Source organism: Variovorax sp. dw_954 (assembly GCF_018449755.1).
GTDB lineage: Bacteria > Pseudomonadota > Gammaproteobacteria > Burkholderiales > Burkholderiaceae_C > Variovorax.
This window is the reverse complement of the sequence record NZ_JAAVVD010000006.1, coordinates 41,978-58,556: the sequence shown is the minus strand read 5'-3', so window position 1 is coordinate 58,556 and position 16,579 is coordinate 41,978. Positions and strand designations below refer to the sequence as shown.

The window sequence follows — 16,579 nt, the reverse complement described above, 5'->3', positions numbered from 1 at the left end:
ATATTGTCATAAAGCCGGTATATTGTGACGCAGTGCAACGAAAGCGGGCTGTCGCGGCCCGTTCCTTGCACCGGTCTCTCTGGTCTCTCCGTGGTTCGTCTTTCTGGAGGCGTGTGTGGTGAAGGTCTTGAAGCTGTCGGCCCAAGGGCTGCCCCAATCGTGGATTTCGCTCGAACAGGCGGTGACGCACTACGCCGCCGACGAAGTGCGCTGGGAAGCCGGCGGCGAGATCGCGTTGTTCCGCGGCGGGCACAACGCCGTCACGGGGAAGCAGTCGCAGATCGTCATCAACAGCATCATCGGCACCAAGGGCGTGCCGCGCATCAATCCCTTCAAGCAGCGCCCGGGCCTCACCAACAGCAAGCTCTTCGCCCGCGACCGCAACATCTGTGCGTACTGCGGCGGCCACTTCCATGAAGACGACCTGACGCGCGAGCACATCATTCCCTTCGCCCAGAACGGCGTCGACGTGTGGATGAACGTGGTCACGGCCTGCAAGCCCTGCAACCATCGCAAGAGCAGCCGCACGCCCGAGCAGGCCAACATGCCGCTTCTCTACGCGCCTTATGTGCCCAGCCTGTGGGAAGACTTCATCCTGCGCAACCGCCGCATCCTGGCGGACCAGATGGAATTTCTCATGGCGCACTTGCCGCAGTCTTCGCGCCTGCACGGGTAGTCAGTAGGTCAGCTCCAAAAGCGTCATGTGACCTTGCGCTGCTGGCCACGTCAGGCCCGTGACGCGCTCGCCGTTGAACTCGCCTTTGATGGCGCGTTGCGCGCCGTTGTCGAGCTTGATCTTTGAACTGGAGACGCCTGCGCCCCTGGGCGGCACGCCGGGAAGCACAGTCTGTCCGTCGAAGCGCATGGTGTCGCGCTGCGCGTCAAAGTAGCCGCGCGGGCGGGTCAGGATGACGATGGCCTGGGCGTCGCGGTCCGCGGGCAGGATGCGGTCCGGGCGCAGATTGACTACGCTGCTGCTGCGGGGGAACGGGCTGCGGTAGATGTGCGTCGTGGCATAGCCGGGGGCGATGACCTCGAATTCGTAGGCCGTGCCGGGCTGTGACGCGAACGGCCCCCACCGGCCATCCGTGCCGACGGTCTTGCGATGCACGGCATCACCTCGGCGCACGCCCGTGATCGGGTCGGTGGCGTAGACCGCGACCTGTGCGCCGACCAGCGGCAGGTTGTTCGTGAACTGGCCGCTGGCCGGGTCAGTGCTGGAAAGGCCGAAGCCGGTCACGCGCCCGTCGAGCGTCAGGGCGGATTCCGGCGCGATGTCCATGGACTTCGGTGGCGCGCCCGTGAGGAACTGCCAGGTCGCGGCGAAGGCGGCCGGCGAGAAGGAGGTCTCGCGGTGGTCCACGCGCTGCAGCACCTGGTTGGTCGCGCCCTTCAGAGCGGGGCCGTCGTAGGGCACGTTGGTCGGCTTGCCCGGTGCGCCGATCCAGACACCGTCGGGCTGCGCGAACTTGTCGTTGTTGTCGGAGCGCAGCGTCAGCCATTTCACGCCGGGCGTGACCTCGTCCCCGTTCGGGCCCTTCGGAGCGTTAAGTCGCAGGATGAACGTCGACAGCGAAGAAAACTCGCTTTGTTCGTTGAAGCCCGGGATCGCCCAGATGCCATGCGCCGGGTTGCCGCCCAGCACGACCTGGCTCACCTTGCTCGCGCCGCCACCGTTCTGCACATAGTTGCGGATCGTGTTGCCGCCGCGCGAATTGCCGATCAGGATGACCTTGCTGGCGCCGGTTGCCTTCAGCACGCGATCGACTTCGCCCTGCAGGAAAGCCATCGACTCGGCTGGCGAAGAGCGACCCGCCTGCGGCACGTTGTCGTTGTCGCGCGCCAGCGGCATCGGCTGGTCGAGCGCGATGAGCCGGTCGCGCGGCCAGCCATTTGTTTCAAAGCGCCAGATCGTCGTCTGCCACAGCGCCGCTGAATCGCCGTTGCCGTGGACGAAGACGATGGGCGGTCGGTCAGCGGACGAAGGCATGGTGGAGCAGGCGGCAAGCAAGGACGTGACCAGGCCGGTGGCGAGGATGTGACGGCGAGTGTGCATGGTGTTCCTCAAGTGCAAACAACAACGCCCGTCAGCATTTGCCAACGGGCGTTGATTCATTTTGACGGTGCAGCGGAACCGGTTTGCCGGCGCGCTGGTCTTGCCCTTCCCGAGGAGCGAAAGCGGCACGCAATACCGCGATCCTCGGGGCGATCAAAGGCCTCAGGCGAAGACGCCAGCGGTGTCGTTCATGCGTGCCGACACCTCGCCCAGGTGATGCATCGAATCGCCGAAGGTCATCTCCATTTGCGTCAGCTTGCGGAAGTAGTGGCTGCCGATGTACTCGTCCGTCACCCCGATGCCGCCGTGCAACTGAACCGAGTTGGCGCCGACGAAGCGCATGGCCACGCCAAGCTGGTACTTCGCCCGCGCCATCGCCTGGCGGCGTTCGGCCGTGGGGGCGTTGAGCTTGAGCGTGGCGTAGTAGCTCATCGAGCGCGCCAGTTCCAGCTGCATCTTCATGTCCGCGACGCGGTGGCGCAGGGCCTGGAAGCTGCCGATCGTCACCCCGAACTGCTTGCGCTGGTTCAGGTATTCGACGGTGATGTCCATCGTCTTGTCCAGCACGCCGACCGCTTCGGCGCAGGTGGCGGCGATGCCGACGTCCACGGCGTGTTCGAGGGCCGCGAGGCCGTCCCTGGTGATCAGGGTGGCTGCCGCCTTGTCGAACACGACTTCAGCGCCACGGCTGCCGTCCTGCAATCCGTAGCCGCGTGCCTCGACGCCGCTGGCCGAGCGCTCGACCAGGAAGAGGGCGATCTTGCCGTCGAGTTGCGCGGGCACGAGGTACGCGTCGGCTTCGTCGCCGACCGGCACGATGCTCTTCTCGCCGGTCACCGTGTAGCCGCTGCCGGCCGCAGTGGCCTGGGCGGCGCACTGGTCGAGCTTGTAGCGGGCCTTGCGCTCCTGGTAGGCGAGCACCACGATGGCCTGGCCGCCGGCGATGCGCGGCAACCAGTTTTCCTTCAGGGCTTCGTCGCCGTGGGCGGCCAGCACCGCGCCGGAAATCAGCGCCTGGGCCAGGGGCTCAAGCACGATGCCGCGGCCCAGTTCTTCCATCACGACCATGCCTTCGACCGGACCCATGCCCATGCCACCATCGTCTTCGGGAATGTAGAGGCCGGCCAACCCGAGGCCGGCCAGTTCCTCGTAGGCTTCGCGGGAGAAGCCGCCCGCTGCTTCGGTGGCACTGCGGCGTGCGAAATCGTAGCCCTTGTCGACCCACTTGCGAACGGCGTCGCGCAGTTGTTCCTGGTCGTCAGAAAAATTGAAATCCATTGTTTTGGTCTCCTCAGCCCAGGACGGTTTGCGCCACGATGTTGCGCTGCACTTCGTTGCTGCCACCGTAGATGGTGGTCTTGCGCATGTTGAAGAAGGTCGATGCCAGCGGCGCCAGGTTTGGATGGCCGCCCGGGAAGTTGCCTTGCCAGCCGGCTTCCATCGCTTCGCGGATGAGCGGCAGCGAGTACGGGCCGCCGGCGAGCATCATGAGTTCGCTGTAGCGCTGCTGGATCTCGCTGCCACGGATCTTCAGCAGGCCAGCCACGTCGAGCGAGTTCTTGCCGGAGGTTGCGGCCGACAGCACGCGCAGCACCATCATCTCGAGCGCGACGACGTCGATTTCGAGCTTGGCGACCTCGTCGCGGAAGCGCTGGTCTTCCCACACGCCTTCCTGCTTCGCGATGCGCTTGAGGCGCTCCAGCTCGCGCTTGGCGCGGTTCACGTCGGCGATGTTGGTGCGCTCGTGCGAGAGCAGGTGCTTGGCATAGGTCCAGCCCTTGTTCTCCTCGCCGATCAGGTTCTCGACCGGCACTTCGACGTTGTCGAAGAACACTTCGTTCACTTCGACGCTGCCGTCGATCAGCTTGATCGGGCGCACCGTCACGCCGGGCGACTTCATGTCGAGCAGCAGGAAGCTGATGCCGGTCTGCGGCTTGCCTTCGCTGCTGGTGCGCACGAGGTTGAACATCCAGTCGCCATGCTGGCCGAGGGTGGTCCAGGTCTTCTGGCCGTTGACGATGTACTTGTCGCCCTTGCGCTCGGCCTTGGTCTTGACGGATGCCAGGTCGGAACCGGAGCCCGGTTCGCTGTAGCCCTGGCTCCACCAGACTTCGCCGCTGGCGATGCCGGGCAGGAAGCGTTTTTGCTGCTCCTCATTGCCGAAAGCCTGGATCACCGGCGCGACCATGACCGGGCCGAAGGGAATGATGCGGGGCGCGCCAGCCAGCGCGCACTCTTCCTCGAACAAGTGCCGTTGCACCGCGGTCCAGCCCGGGCCGCCGAACTTGGCGGGCCAGCCGTAGCCCAGCCAGCCCTTCTTGCCAAGGATCTTGGCCCAGTTCTGCAGATCGTCGCGCGTCAATTCCAACGCGTTGTGGACCTTGTGGGCGGTCTCCTTCGGAAGGTTTTCCTTGACCCAGGCGCGAATCTCTTCGCGGAACTTCTGTTCTTCGGGCGTGAAGCTCAAATCCATGCTTGCCTCTCCAATTTGTCCGGTGCCGCCGAAGGGCGGCTGTCTCCGTGCCGGCCAGCGTTTTAGCACGAGCGTGCGAATGCGAGGTGTCCGCGCGGCGACAAGGACCGGCAGTTTAGGCCGGGGCTTCGCCCGAGGCCGTGCCGGGATAATCCGGGCCCAATGCAGAAGAACATCGTGATCCTGATTTCCGGCGGCGGCTCCAACATGGCGGCCATCGTGCGCGCGGCCACTCGGGGTCGCTGGGCTGAGCGATTCGATGCGCGCGTGGCGGCGGTGATCAGCAACAAGCCGGCGGCCGGCGGCTTGCAGTTCGCAAAAGACCTGGGCGTCGTCACTGCAGCGGTGGACCATCGTGGCTTCGCAGCGCGCGAGGATTTCGACGCCGCGCTCTCCAGGGAAATCGACCAGCACGCACCGGCGCTCGTCGTGCTCGCGGGCTTCATGCGGATTCTCACGCCGGGCTTCGTCAACCACTACGCCGGACGACTCATCAACATCCATCCGTCCTTGCTGCCGGCGTTTCCCGGCCTGCACACGCATCGGCGCGCCCTCGAGGCTGGCTGCAAGGTGGCCGGCGTGACGGTGCACCAGGTGACGACGGAACTGGACCACGGACCGATCCTCGCGCAGGCGGTGGTGCCCGTCCTGCCAGACGACGATGCCGCGACACTGGCCGCGCGCGTGCTCACCCAGGAGCACCGCATCTACCCTCACGCGATCGAGGGATGGCTCGCTACCCGGTAATGTGACAAAATGTTTCAACTACGGTGGGCCGACTGGGCTCACCGGGTGTTGACCGGGAAACATCGAGATCGCATCCCTGGAAGATCATGGCCGGATTCGCCTGCACCGACGGGCGTCCCGGCCGCGCCTTCACGGGATCCTGGCGAAGCGCGCTTGCGCGACGCCGTTGATTTCGACCGTCTCGCCGAACATCGCCGCCGGTCGCACCCAGAGGCCATGGCTGCCGTAGAGGGCGCGGTAGAGCGTCATGGGCTCCAGCGTCTCGCTGTGGCGCACGGTGCCGAGGACCTCGTATTCGCCGCCCTTGTAGTGGCGGTAGCGGCCGGGCGGGGTTTCAATGAACGGCGGCAGGTCGGCGTCTTGCATGTAGCTTCGTGAAAGTGGTTTGTGGAACGGGCAGATTTCATTCACCTCGTCCGGCTGAGCGAGCATGCCAGCGCGGAAGACAGTGTGCGCTACCGGCGCGGCGTGGCGCTGTTCGCGGCGCTCGGCTACCTGTGGGTCATCGCCTGCCTGGTGCTCGCCTTGGCCGTGTTCGCCTGGGCGCTCGGCTCGGTGGTCCATGGAAGATTCCACGTCGGCCGACTGTGGGCGCTGGCGTTTGGCGCGGGCCTGTTCTGGGTCACCTTGCGTGCGCTGTGGGTGCGTTTCGACGCGCCGGACGGAATGCGACTCGAACGCGCGGATGCCCCAGGCTTGTTCGAGGCGCTCGATCGCATCCGCCACAAGATCGGCGGCCCGCCGATCCACGAGGTCTACGTCGACGACCAGTTCAACGCCAGCATCCGCCAGACGCCGCGCTACGGGATCTTTGGCGGCGCGGTCAACTGCCTGTGCGTCGGGTTGCCGCTGCTGATGGCGCTGGACCGGCGCCGGGTGCTGTCGGTGCTGGCCCACGAATACGGCCACCTGCGCGGCAACCACGGTCGCCTCAGCGCGTGGATCTACCGAACGCGCCTGTCGTGGCTGAAACTCGACGCCAGCCTGCAACGCGACGAAGGCGTGATGGCGCTGGCATCGCAGGCCTTTTTCCGCTGGTACTTCCCGCGCTTTGCGGCGCGCACCTTCGCGCTCGCCCGCCAGGACGAGTATGAAGCCGACCGCATCTCCTCCTGGCTGCTGGGCAGCAAGGTCGCGGCCTATGCGCTGACGGAGATCGCCATCAAGGGCCAGTGGTATGCCGATCACTTCTGGGCCGAGCACTGGGCACGCGCTGCGAAGGACGACGTCGTGGTCGGACCCTTCGTCGCGCTGCGCGAGCGCATGGCCGGGGCGCCGGCGCCCGCTTTTGCGAGCCAGGCCCTGCGCAATGTATTGAGCCGCGTGAGCGACATCGACGACACGCACCCGGCACTGCGCGACCGCCTGGAAGCCTTCGACCGGCGGCCGGAACTGCCGTCGTGGTCGGCCAAGTCCGCGCTGCACCTGCTTGCGGACCCGGAACGCTGGATCGCCCATTTCGATCGCCAATGGTGCCTGCGCCATGCAGAAGACTGGAAGCAGCACCGCGCCTGGCTGGGTCGCATCCGCGAGCGCGTCGCGGTGCTGGCCGCCGGTGCGGCACGTCACAGCGCCGACGAGATGGTCGAATGGGCCGACCTGGAACGCCGGCTCGACCGCAACGCACCGGTGCGCGACCGCTACGAACGCGCACTGGCCCTCACGCCCAACCATGCCGGCGCGCTGCGCGGGCTGATCCAGCTTCTGCCGGTGCATGACCGGGAAGGCGGCCTGCGGCTGCTCGAGGAACTGCATGCCGCCGACGCGCCCAGCCGCTGGTGGGCCGCGCAACACGCGGTCGGCCTGCTGGAGAACCCCGACGGTGGGCCGCACGATGCCATCGCGCTGAAGCATTGGCGCGCCCGCCGCAAGGATGCGGAAGATGCCGAGACGCGCGCGTGGGAAGAGGTCGTCGATACGCAGTACTTCAGCCAGATCGCGCGGCACGACCTCAGCGATTTCGAGCTGGGAGAGCTGCGCGCCGACTTCGTGCGCTGCAAACCGATCCAGACGGCATGGGTGGTGCGCAAGAACCTGCGCGAGTTCCCCTGGCGGCGCTGCTACATCGTGTTCCTCCAACTGCCCGAAGAGATGGACGACAGCGATCGCTACGACCTGTGCCGCTCCCTCGAACGCACGGCCAGCCTTCCCGGAACGGCGCTGGTGCTCTGGGCCGGCCACTCGCCCACGCTCGACGAGATCGAGCGCCAGGCCTTCGAACCTGTCTGGGCCCGCGGCCTCTGACATCACCCATCCGCGGAAAGCGGGGCGAACGGGTCGCAATGGGACAATCGCCCCATGCATCCCAAAGCCCTGTTGGAGGCGACCGCCGATCTGGTCGGCCTCGTCCTCAAGTTCGATCATCCCGCTGACGCTGTCGTCTCGCGCTTCTTTCGCGAGCACCGGGAGTTTGGTCCGCGCGAGCGCGCCACACTGGCCGAAACCGTCTACACCGTGCTGCGCAAGAAGCTTCTGTTCGACCACCTGTCGCCTTCGGGCAGTGGCGCCAAGGAGCGCCGCATGGCCATCCTCGGCTTTCATGGACCGCGCGATTTCCTGAAAAGCGCGCTCAACGACACCGAGAAGCGCTGGCTCGACAACTGCGACGCGGTCAACGAGGCGGACCTGCTCGAGCGCCATCGTCACAACCTGCCGGAATGGCTCGTGAACCCGCTGAAAGCGCAACTCGGCGACGGCTTCTGGCCGTTGGTGCAAAGCCTCCAGCAACCTGCGCCGCTGGACCTGCGCGTCAACATGCTCAACGACAAGCGCGCCGATGTGCAGAAGGAACTCAAGCTGGCTGGCATTGCCGCGAAGCCCACGCACTTTTCCCCCTGGGGCCTGCGCATCGACGGCAAGCCGGCCATCAACAAGATCGACGCTTTTGCCCGCGGCGCCATCGAGGTGCAGGACGAAGGTTCCCAGTTGCTCGCCCTGCTGCTCGACGCGCACCGCGGCGAGATGGTCGTGGATTTCTGCGCTGGCGCCGGTGGCAAGACGCTGGCCATCGGCGCCTCCATGCGCAACACCGGTCGCCTCTATGCCTTTGACACCTCGGCCCACCGTCTCGACGCGCTCAAGCCGCGGCTGGCACGCAGCAAGCTGTCGAACGTCCACCCGGCAGCGATCGCGCACGAGCGCGACGATCGGATCAAGCGCCTCGCCGGCAAGATCGATCGCGTGTTGGTCGATGCGCCGTGTTCCGGGCTTGGAACCCTGCGTCGCAATCCCGACCTCAAATGGCGTCAATCGGTCAAGTCGGTGGCTGAATTGACGGCCAAGCAGACAGCGATCCTGCAAAGCGCATCCCGACTGCTCAAACCTGGCGGCCGGCTGATCTATGCCACCTGCAGCGTACTGCCGGAGGAAAACGAGGCCATCGCCGAGGCGTTCTCCGCGGCCAACCCGGATTTCATGGTGCAGGAGGCAGGTGAACTGCTCGCCGGCCTCAAGGTGGAAAACGCGGCCAACCTGTGCTCAGGTGGCGACTCCGGCCTGCGTTACCTGCGCCTTTGGCCGCACGTTCATTCGACGGACGGCTTCTTTGCGGCGGTGTGGGAGCGCAAGTAGCCGTGTTAGGGAAGTAACCCCAAAGACGCGGGAAACGTCTGACAGATCAAGGATTTAGCCCCTTTTTTGGGCACAAACCCTTAAAATAGGAGGCTACCAAGCAAGCCGCACCTTCGTGTGGCTACGGAGTAATTAAATCAATGATGCTTCCTGACTCTGCCGTTCTGAGCGCGGCCATCGACTGGCTCGGACACGGATTGTGGGACCTCACATGGTGGCAAATCGTGTTGTACACGCTCGCCACCACGCACATCACCATTGCCGCGGTCACCATCTTCCTGCATCGCACGCAAACCCATCGCGCCATGGATCTGGGTCCGATCCCGTCGCACTTCTTCCGCTTCTGGCTGTGGATCGGCACCGGCATGGTGACCAAGGAATGGGTCGCCATCCACCGCAAGCACCACGCCAAATGCGAAACCGTGGACGATCCGCACAGCCCGCAAGTCAAGGGCATCGACGAAGTGTTCTGGCGCGGCGCCGAACTGTATCGCGCGGAATCGAAGAACAAGGAAACCATCGACCGTTATGGCCATGGCACGCCGGACGACTGGATCGAGCGCAACCTCTACAGCCGCTACAGCTGGCAGGGCGTCGGCCTGATGCTGGTGCTCAACCTGGCGCTCTTCGGTGCGCTCGGCATGGCGGTGTGGGCGGTCCAGATGCTCTGGATCCCGGTCACGGCCGCCGGCGTCATCAACGGCATCGGCCACTATTGGGGCTATCGCAACTTCGAGGCGCCTGACGCCAGCCGTAACATCTCGCCATGGGGCTTGCTGATCGGCGGCGAAGAGCTGCATAACAACCATCACACCTACCCGACCTCGGCCAAGTTCTCGGTCAAGAAGTACGAGTTCGACATCGGCTGGGTCTACATCCAGATGATGCAGAAGATCGGCTGGGCCAAGGTCAAGAAGGTTCCGCCGAAGATGCTGATTGGCGACATCCAGCCCGTGGCCGACGAGAAGACGCTTGAGGCAGTCATCGCCAACCGATACGAAGTCATGGCCGGCTATGCCAGCCAGATGCGTCGTACCGTCAACGATGAACTGGCCCAGCTCAAGGCCAAGGGCGCCGACCTGTCGGTGCTGAAGGCGGCCAATCGCTGGCTGCATCGCGACGACGACAAGGTGCCGGCGGATGCCCGTCCGAACCTGGTGCAGGCCCGTGCCGCGTCTCCGGTGATCGACAAGATGGTCACGATGCGCGAAGAGTTGCGCCAGCTCTGGCTCAACACCACGCAGTCTCGTGAGCAACTCGCGGCTGACCTGGCAGGCTGGTGCCGCCGTGCGGAAGCCAGTGGCATCGCTGCCCTGCGCGAGTTCTCGATTCGCCTGCGCGCTGCGCGCGGCTGACAGGCGAGAAGACACGCAAGCGAAGCGGCACGACCGCTGCCCTTGCCCAGAAAAGCCGGCCCAGCGCCGGCTTTTTGCTGCGCGCCATTTACCTTGCTTTCAAGCCGCGGCCCGGCCCCGGCCCCAGTCGCTCCGCGGATCAAGCAATCAAGCGAACAAGTCGACAAGGCAATGCCTTGTCGACCGGAGCTGGAGTCAAGAAAGTCGAGCGTTGCTTCATGGGACGGCGAAAAGGCCTGGGCAACAAAAAACCCGCTGGATCACAGCGGGCTTTTGGGAAACAAACAGGCCGAATTACTTCAGCTTGATTTCCTTGTATTCGACGTGCTTGCGCGCCTTGGGGTCGAACTTCATGATCGACATCTTTTCAGGCATCGTCTTCTTGTTCTTGCTGGTCGTGTAGAAGTGGCCGGTACCCGCGGTGGATTCCAGCTTGATCTTTTCGCGTCCGCCTTTGCTCGTTGCCATGATTCAGCTCCTTAAGCTTGGCCGCGTGCGCGCAGGTCTGCGAGCACGGCGTCGATGCCGTTCTTGTCGATCAGGCGCAGGGCAGCGCTCGAAACACGCAGGCGAACCCAGCGGTTTTCCGTTTCGACCCAGAAACGACGGTATTGCAGGTTCGGCAGGAACCGGCGCTTGGTTTTGTTGTTGGCGTGGGAAACGTTGTTCCCGACCATCGGGCCCTTGCCCGTTACGTCACATACGCGTGCCATGTGGACACTCTTTCATGAACAGCTGGCACCCAATGAACCGGGAGGCTCTCGCAACAGGGCGTCGCGGGGTGTTTTGCAGCTTGACCTCGCCAAGAATCGGGTGGCGGTACCCCGGCTTGCCGCAACGACGCCAAGGCGTCAAATTCAGCAAAGCCAAAGATTATAGCGCGAAACCCCCGGCGATGCTGGGCGCTCGCAGGCCTCGTGCCTTCCGCGGGCCCGCGAATTTGCCGGAAACACCGCAGAACTATGCCGGGCTGCTGGTATTGCCCACGATAGGGGTGGGAGACGCGTAGCGAAGTGACGCGCAGTCCTGGCGGGGCGCGCAATTACTCTTGTTCGAGAAAGCGTTGCGCGTCCAGCGCCGCCATGCAGCCCGTGCCGGCACTCGTGATGGCCTGGCGGTAGATGTTGTCCTGCACGTCGCCCGCCGCAAACACGCCGGGCACGCTGGTCATCGTGGCAAAGCCCTGCAGTCCGGAACGCGTCACGATGTAGCCACCTTTCATGTCGAGTTGGCCTTCGAAGATGTCGGTGTTCGGATGGTGGCCGATCGCGATGAAGCAGCCCTTGAGGTCGATGTCCTCGGTGGCGCCGCTCAGCGTGCTCTTCACGCGGATGCCGGTCACGCCGGAGGCATCACCCAGCACCTCGTCGAGGGTGTTGTGCACCTTGAGCTCGATCTTGCCCTCGGCGACTTTCTCGTTGAGTTTGTCGACCAGGATCGGCTCGGCCTTGAACTTGTCGCGGCGGTGGACCAGCGTGACCTTGCTCGCGATGTTGGAGAGGTAGAGCGCTTCCTCGACGGCGGTGTTGCCACCACCGACCACGCAGACTTCCTGTTCGCGGTAGAAGAAGCCGTCGCAGGTGGCGCAACCCGAAACGCCTCGGCCCATGAACGTCTCTTCCGAGGGCAGGCCCAGGTACTTGGCGGACGCGCCGGTGGCGATGATGAGCGCGTCGCAGGTGTAGGTGCCGCTATCGCCGGTCAGGGTGAACGGGCGCTTGCTGAAATCGACCTTGTTGATGTGGTCGAACACCACCTGCGTCTTGAAGCGCTCCGCATGTTCCAGGAAGCGCTGCATGAGTTCCGGGCCTTGCACGCCGTGCACGTCGGCGGGCCAGTTGTCGACCTCGGTGGTGGTCATGAGTTGTCCGCCCTGTGCGATGCCCGTGATCAGCATGGGCTGCAGGTTGGCGCGGGCCGCGTAGACGGCCGCTGTGTAGCCGGCAGGGCCGGAGCCAAGGATCAGGACCTTGGCGTGTTGAGTGGAAGACATGATAGAAAGCCTATGAATTACACGGTCTTAGCGTGTACATTTTGGGGTGATAAACAAAAGTACCACCGTTCGGACTCACCGCGCGGGATGGTGTTTTCAATGCGCGCGATTGTATGAATCCATGGAATTGGGGATGCGACGCGGGCCTACGGGGGTTAATGAATGTCGATGCTTTCGAATCTTGAATTGTTGAGGCGAGTGCCGCTTTTCGCCGCGCTCACGCCCACGCAATCGGCAAGCATTGCGGATGCGATCATCAAGAAGCGCTTCAAGCGTGCCGAGGTGGTAGTGGAGCAGGGCAAGAAATCCGATGCGCTCTACATCATCCTTACCGGCAGGGCACGGGTCATGAGCACCGACAGCCGTGGCCGTGAAGTGATCCTGGCCACCTTGCACCCGGGCGACTATATCGGCGAAATGAGCCTGATCGACGACGAGCCCCATTCCGCGACCGTGCGCACTGAAGTGCAAACCGACGTGCTCACGCTGGGACGTGAGGCCTTCTCGCGTTGCCTCCCGGAAAACGCCTCGATGTCATACAACATCATGCGCGGCCTGGTCGGGCGGCTGCGCCATGCGGACCGCAAGATCGAATCCCTGGCGCTGATGGACGTCTACGGCCGTGTCGCCCGCTCCTTGCTGGAGTTCGCAGTCGACGACGGTGCCGGCAACCTGAAGGTGCGCGACAAGATCTCGCGCCAGGACTTGGCCAAGATGGTCGGCGCGTCGCGCGAGATGGTCAGCCGCGTCATGAAGGATCTGGAAGAGCGGGGCTTCGTCCAGACACAGCCAGATGGCTCGATGATCGTCAAGGACCGTCTCTCTTCGCTCACCTGATGGTGTTGCGGGCGCCGGACTGACAACGCAGCCGCGCCAGTTTCCGTTATCGTCATGGGTTGCTGCCTGCGTGCTGGTGCGGCGCAGGCGCTCTCTACTGCATGACCTATTCGTTGAACACACTCCACTCTTCGTCGGCGGCCGACAGCCAGCCGGTTCGCCTGCGCGCCATGCGCTTCGCGCAAGAAATCAGCCTGATCGCCGGCTTTGCCGTCCTGCTGTTCTGGTTGCTGTCGATGTTCAGCTACACCTCGTCCGATGCGGCCTGGTCCACATCGGGCACGGGTGGCGACATCAAGAACTGGGGCGGCCGCTTCGGCGCGTGGCTGGCCGACGGCAGCTATTTCCTTGCGGGCTTCACCATCTGGTGGTGCTTTGCCGCCGGGGTACGCGTCTGGCTTTCGTCGCTGGCCTCCTGGCTGCGCGGCGGCGAGGCGGGGGCGCCCGATGCACCGCCGCCGGGGCGTTTCAATCGCAGCCGCATCGCCTTCTGGGTGGGCTTGGTGCTCCTGCTGGCGGCCAGCGCGGTGCTCGAATGGTCGCGCCTGTACTCGCAGGAATTCCGGCTGCCGGGCGGCCACGGCGGTGGCGTGCTGGGCACCGTACTGGGGCCGTTCTTCGTCAAGTGGGTCGGCTTCACGGGTTCGGCGCTGATCGCGATCGCCGTGCTCGTGATCGGCACGGCGCTCGTGTTCCGCTTCTCGTGGAGCCAGTTGGCCGAACGCATCGGCGCGAGGGTCTACTCACTCTTTGAATCGCGCCGCGAAAAGCGCGAGATTGCCGAAGACATCGCACTGGGCAAGAAGGCCGTGCGCGAGCGGCGCGAACTGACGTCCGACGAGCGCGCGCTACAACCCGATGGCGTGGAAGCGCCCGACGAGGAATTGCGGATCGAGCCGAGACCGAAGCGCCGGGCGGCGTCGCCACCGGTGAAGATCGAGCCGGCCGTAGCCGACGTCCCCAAGAGCGATCGCGTGGCCAAGGAGCGCCAGAAGCCCCTGTTTCGCGAACTGCCTGACAGCAAGCTGCCGCAGGTCGATCTGCTCGACGCGGCGCTGGTGCGCCAGGAGACTGTCTCGGCCGACACGCTGGAGATGACCTCGCGCATGATCGAGAAGAAGTTGAAGGACTTTGGCGTGGAGGTGCGCGTCGTGCTGGCCTCGCCGGGGCCGGTGATCACGCGCTACGAAATCGAACCGGCGACGGGCGTAAAAGGTTCGCAGATCGTCGGGTTGGCGAAGGACCTGGCGCGATCGCTGTCGCTGATCTCGATCCGTGTGGTCGAGACGATTCCGGGCAAGAACTACATGGCGCTCGAATTGCCGAACGCCAAGCGCCAGTCGATCAAGCTCAGCGAGATCCTGGGCTCACAGATCTACAACGACGGCAAGTCCTTCCTGACCATGGGTCTGGGCAAGGACATCATCGGCAATCCGGTGGTGGCCGACCTGGCCAAGATGCCGCACGTGCTGGTGGCCGGTACCACCGGTTCGGGCAAGTCGGTGGGTATCAACGCGATGATCCTGAGCCTGCTCTACAAGGCTGAGGCGCGCGACGTGCGCCTGCTGATGATCGACCCGAAGATGCTTGAAATGTCGGTCTACGAAGGCATTCCGCATCTGCTCGCGCCCGTGGTGACCGACATGCGGCAGGCAGCGCACGGCCTGAACTGGTGCGTGGCCGAGATGGAGCGCCGCTACAAGCTCATGAGCAAGCTGGGCGTGCGCAATCTTGCAGGCTACAACACCAAGATCGACGAGGCCAAGGCGCGCGAGGAGTTCGTCTACAACCCGTTCAGCCTGACACCCGAATCGCCGGAGCCACTGCAGCGCGAGCCGCACATCGTGGTGGTCATCGACGAACTCGCCGACCTGATGATGGTGGTCGGCAAGAAGATCGAGGAGTTGATCGCCCGCCTGGCGCAGAAGGCGCGTGCGGCCGGCATCCACTTGATCCTGGCGACGCAACGTCCCAGCGTGGACGTGATCACCGGCCTGATCAAGGCCAACATCCCGACGCGTATCGCGTTCCAGGTGTCGAGCAAGATCGACTCGCGCACCATCCTCGACCAGATGGGTGCCGAGGCCCTGCTGGGCATGGGTGACATGCTTTACATGCCGAGTGGTACGGGCTTGCCAATTCGCGTGCATGGTGCGTTCGTGAGCGACGAGGAAGTGCACCGCGTGGTGGCCTACCTGAAGTCGCAGGGTGAGCCGGACTACATCGATGGCGTGCTGGAAGGCGGAACCGTCGATGGCGAGGACGGTTTCATGGGCGAGGGCGGCGGCGATGCGGAGAAGGACCCGATGTACGACCAGGCGGTCGAGGTCGTGCTCAAGAACCGCAAGGCCAGCATTTCGCTGGTGCAGCGCCACCTGAAGATCGGCTACAACCGCGCCGCGCGCCTGGTCGAGGACATGGAAAAGGCCGGCTTGGTGAGCGCGATGAGCGGCGCCGGCCAGCGCGAGATCCTGGTGCCGGCGCGCGCCGAGTGATCGCCGATTGATCGCCGAGTTGGCGAACAGGAAAGTCGAATGAAGAAACAGTTGGCAGTGGCGTTGGGCTGGATGTTGGCGGCAGGCGCCGCGTGGGCCGGCGGCATGGAAAGCCTCGAAGCGTTCGTGAAGGGCGTGAAGTCCGGCCGCGCCGAGTTCACGCAGACCGTGACTTCACCGTCCAAGGACGGCGCGGCCCCGCGCAGCAAGACCTCGACCGGGACTTTCGAATTCCAGCGTCCCGGCAAATTCAAGTTCGATTACCAGAAGCCCTTTGCGCAATTGATCGTGGCCGATGGCAAGACGCTGTGGCTCTACGACGCCGACTTGAACCAGGTGACGCAGCGGGCGCAGGCCCAGGCGCTGGGTTCGACACCCGCGGCCGTGATCGCGGCTGCACCGGACCTTCGCGCATTGCAGGCGGACTTCATGCTCGAAGGCGCGCCTGCACATGACGGGCTTGAATGGGTCAAGGCCACGCCAAAGAACAAGGATGGCCAGTTGCAGAGCGTGATCGTCGGTTTCGATGGGCAAAGCCTCTCGGCGCTGGAGATCCTTGACAGCTTCGGTCAGCGCTCGGTGCTGAAGTTCAGCAAGGTCGAAGTCAATCCGGCATTGAGCGCCGACACCTTCAACTTCAAGGTGCCCAAAGGCGCGGACGTGCTGAAGCAGTAGTCCGCGCTATCGGTCTCACACGACTTCGCAATCAAACGCACAACTGCGCTGGATCGCCTTGCCGTGCTACAGCACTGTCTGCGGCGCTGCGCCTTGTTCTGCGCTTGATCGCGAAGTTGTATCAGCCGCCTTCCTCGCGCGGCACCTTCTCGAAGTAGCGTTCGCGCACGTAGCGCGAGATGAAGGTGCTGAGGCCGCGACCTCTTCGCGCCAGCGCCTGCATCTGTTCCACTGTGGCGCGACCCGTGCTCGCATCCGTGTAGATGTAGACATCGCCATCGGTGAAGCGGACCGCGATCGCACCCGGCGCGCATTCGTACGCGACGACGCCGGAAGTTCCTTCGAGGTTCTTGTAGCGCGGCATCGCAAAATGATCCC

The 16,579-nt window shown here is 64.4% G+C and carries 16 protein-coding genes; 8 read left to right on the top strand and 8 right to left on the bottom strand.

Annotated features, from left to right (window positions below; translation table 11 throughout):
- The first annotated feature begins 118 nt into the window (after positions 1 to 118).
- On the top strand, positions 119 to 676 hold the full coding sequence (locus HB681_RS11760; RefSeq protein WP_213955010.1) for an HNH endonuclease: 558 nt from the start codon (positions 119 to 121) through the stop codon (positions 674 to 676).
- On the opposite strand, the gene HB681_RS11755 is transcribed toward HB681_RS11760, so the two are convergent.
- The 3 genes from HB681_RS11755 to HB681_RS11745 form a co-directional block, all read right to left on the bottom strand.
- Positions 677 to 2,056 (bottom strand): alpha/beta fold hydrolase, encoded by a 1,380-nt coding sequence (locus HB681_RS11755; protein WP_213955009.1) that lies wholly within the window; start codon positions 2,054 to 2,056, stop codon positions 677 to 679. It lies immediately after the preceding gene.
- A 162-nt stretch (positions 2,057 to 2,218) separates the two neighbouring features.
- Positions 2,219 to 3,334 carry an acyl-CoA dehydrogenase family protein gene (locus HB681_RS11750; RefSeq protein WP_213955008.1) on the bottom strand — a complete coding sequence of 372 codons (1,116 nt, stop codon included), beginning with the start codon at positions 3,332 to 3,334 and terminating at the stop codon, positions 2,219 to 2,221.
- Between the two features lie 13 nt (positions 3,335 to 3,347).
- Positions 3,348 to 4,529: an acyl-CoA dehydrogenase family protein gene (locus tag HB681_RS11745; protein WP_213955007.1), complete on the bottom strand. Its 1,182-nt coding sequence runs from the start codon at positions 4,527 to 4,529 to the stop codon at positions 3,348 to 3,350.
- Between the two features lie 162 nt (positions 4,530 to 4,691).
- On the opposite strand from HB681_RS11745, the gene purN reads away from it, so the two are divergent.
- Positions 4,692 to 5,276, top strand: a complete 585-nt coding sequence (gene purN / locus HB681_RS11740; protein ID WP_213955006.1) for a phosphoribosylglycinamide formyltransferase — start codon at positions 4,692 to 4,694, stop codon at positions 5,274 to 5,276.
- 129 nt (positions 5,277 to 5,405) lie between these two features.
- Here purN and HB681_RS11735 read toward each other — a convergent pair whose 3' ends face one another.
- Entirely contained in the window at positions 5,406 to 5,642 is a 237-nt protein-coding gene (locus tag HB681_RS11735; RefSeq protein ID WP_213955005.1) for a DUF1653 domain-containing protein, read from the bottom strand.
- Between the two features lie 21 nt (positions 5,643 to 5,663).
- Between HB681_RS11735 and HB681_RS11730 the strand changes: the two genes are divergently transcribed.
- The 3 genes from HB681_RS11730 (at position 5,664) to HB681_RS11720 (ending at position 10,201) form a co-directional block, all read left to right on the top strand.
- Positions 5,664 to 7,520 carry a M48 family metallopeptidase gene (locus tag HB681_RS11730; RefSeq protein WP_213955004.1) on the top strand — a complete coding sequence of 619 codons (1,857 nt, stop codon included), beginning with the start codon at positions 5,664 to 5,666 and terminating at the stop codon, positions 7,518 to 7,520.
- A gap of 54 nt (positions 7,521 to 7,574) precedes the next feature.
- Positions 7,575 to 8,846 (top strand): RsmB/NOP family class I SAM-dependent RNA methyltransferase, encoded by a 1,272-nt coding sequence (locus tag HB681_RS11725; protein WP_213955003.1) that lies wholly within the window; start codon positions 7,575 to 7,577, stop codon positions 8,844 to 8,846.
- A 140-nt stretch (positions 8,847 to 8,986) separates the two neighbouring features.
- A complete protein-coding gene (locus tag HB681_RS11720; protein ID WP_213955002.1) occupies positions 8,987 to 10,201 on the top strand; it encodes a fatty acid desaturase in 1,215 nt (404 codons plus the stop codon).
- A gap of 294 nt (positions 10,202 to 10,495) precedes the next feature.
- On the opposite strand, the gene rpmG is transcribed toward HB681_RS11720, so the two are convergent.
- The 3 genes from rpmG to trxB all read right to left on the bottom strand — a co-directional run bounded on the left by rpmG (position 10,496) and on the right by trxB (position 12,194).
- On the bottom strand, positions 10,496 to 10,669 hold the full coding sequence (gene rpmG / locus HB681_RS11715; protein ID WP_007830291.1) for a 50S ribosomal protein L33: 174 nt from the start codon (positions 10,667 to 10,669) through the stop codon (positions 10,496 to 10,498).
- Positions 10,670 to 10,680: 11 nt separating this feature from the next.
- Entirely contained in the window at positions 10,681 to 10,914 is a 234-nt protein-coding gene (gene rpmB, locus HB681_RS11710) for a 50S ribosomal protein L28 (RefSeq protein WP_007830293.1), read from the bottom strand.
- A 329-nt stretch (positions 10,915 to 11,243) separates the two neighbouring features.
- Entirely contained in the window at positions 11,244 to 12,194 is a 951-nt protein-coding gene (trxB, locus tag HB681_RS11705) for a thioredoxin-disulfide reductase (protein ID WP_213955001.1), read from the bottom strand.
- A gap of 162 nt (positions 12,195 to 12,356) precedes the next feature.
- Here trxB and HB681_RS11700 point away from each other — a divergent pair, with 162 nt between their 5' ends.
- The 3 genes from HB681_RS11700 (at position 12,357) to lolA (ending at position 16,201) form a co-directional block, all read left to right on the top strand.
- Complete coding sequence (locus HB681_RS11700; RefSeq protein WP_213955000.1) at positions 12,357 to 13,031, top strand: Crp/Fnr family transcriptional regulator; 675 nt, start codon at positions 12,357 to 12,359, stop codon at positions 13,029 to 13,031.
- 101 nt (positions 13,032 to 13,132) lie between these two features.
- Positions 13,133 to 15,526, top strand: a complete 2,394-nt coding sequence (locus tag HB681_RS11695; RefSeq protein WP_213954999.1) for a DNA translocase FtsK — start codon at positions 13,133 to 13,135, stop codon at positions 15,524 to 15,526.
- 39 nt (positions 15,527 to 15,565) lie between these two features.
- Positions 15,566 to 16,201, top strand: coding sequence for an outer membrane lipoprotein chaperone LolA (gene lolA / locus HB681_RS11690; protein WP_213954998.1), 636 nt, complete (start codon positions 15,566 to 15,568; stop codon positions 16,199 to 16,201).
- A gap of 121 nt (positions 16,202 to 16,322) precedes the next feature.
- Here lolA and HB681_RS11685 read toward each other — a convergent pair whose 3' ends face one another.
- The gene (locus HB681_RS11685; RefSeq protein WP_213954997.1) at positions 16,323 to 16,565 is read right to left on the bottom strand and encodes a hypothetical protein; all 243 of its coding nucleotides are present in this window, start codon (positions 16,563 to 16,565) and stop codon (positions 16,323 to 16,325) included.
- Between the last annotated feature and the right edge of the window lie 14 nt (positions 16,566 to 16,579).